The sequence below is a fragment of the Paraburkholderia sp. RL17-347-BIC-D genome (assembly GCF_046027915.1).
Lineage (GTDB): Bacteria > Pseudomonadota > Gammaproteobacteria > Burkholderiales > Burkholderiaceae > Paraburkholderia.
Genome location: NZ_JARESS010000185.1, coordinates 1 through 1,140, shown reverse-complemented (window position 1 = coordinate 1,140; position 1,140 = coordinate 1). Strand labels below are relative to the sequence as shown.

Annotated in this window: 1 protein-coding gene; it reads left to right on the top strand. The window is 53.9% G+C overall.

Annotated elements, in window-relative coordinates:
* On the top strand, positions 1 to 1,107 hold a 1,107-nt coding region (locus tag P0D96_RS48040; protein WP_408321354.1), incomplete at its 5' end, for an IS3 family transposase.
* Between the last annotated feature and the right edge of the window lie 33 nt (positions 1,108 to 1,140).

Below are 1,140 nucleotides of genomic sequence, written 5' to 3'. Positions count from 1 at the left end.
TATCAGCAATCCGCACAGCATCACGACGTGGCAGCAACAGAAAGCGCGGGGAGAGCTTCGTTCGCTGAAGGGTATGCGCCCGTCGGGGCAGGATGTTTCGATGCCAGCCAAGAAAAAGACCTCGAGTCAGTCCTCGAAAGCCAAGCTGTCTGGGGAATCAGACCAGCTGCTTCGCGAGAATCAGCGGTTGCGCGCGGAGGTCGCGTACCTAAAAAAATTCAATGCCTTGGTTCTAGCAAAGAAGTTGGCGCGACAGAAAGAGCCAAAATAGTGCTTGAACTGAGGCAGGAATTCCTTTTGGCTGACCTTCTCCACGCTTCGGGCTTGCCACGCAGTACATACTACTATCAGGTCAAGACGTTGGCCGCTCCAGACCGGTATGGCGGACTCAAGGCGAAGATTCAGGCTGTCTATGCAGCACATCGCGGCTTGTATGGCTACCGTCGCGTCACCTTAGCTATCCGCAGTGATGGCGAGTTGGTCAATCACAAGAAGGTGCAGCGCCTTATGAACGAATTAGGAATCAGGTCGAGGGTGCGCCGGAAGAAATTCCGGTCGTACCAAGGCGAGGTTGGCGAGGCCGCTCCGAACCTGCTCAATCGCGAATTCACCGCATCGAGACCAAACGAGAAGTGGGTTACCGATGTGACCGAGTTCCGCGTCGCGGGGAAAAAGCTGTACCTTTCTCCAGTCATGGATCTCTACAATGGGGAAATTGTTGCCTACGAATCGAGCCATCGTCCCGACTTCCCGATGGTCATGGGCATGCTCCATAAAGCTGTAAAGAAACGTGGAGGTGTGGCTAAACCGCTGCTTCATTCGGACCAGGGCTGGCACTACCGCATGCAACCTTACCGAGCGGCACTCGCGCGCTACGGAATGAAGCAAAGTATGTCGAGAAAAGGAAATTGTTTCGATAACGCGGCGATGGAGAGCTTCTTTGGTACTCTGAAGGCCGAGTACTTCCATCTCACGGACTTCGAAGACGTCGACACATTGCAAGCAGGCCTGAAGGGCTACATCGACTACTACAACCGGCATCGCATCAAATCGAAACTTGGTGGACTGAGTCCCGTGGAATATCGAATGCGGGCGGGAAAAAACTAACGCTTCAACGTCCAACTCTTGGGGGTCAGTTCA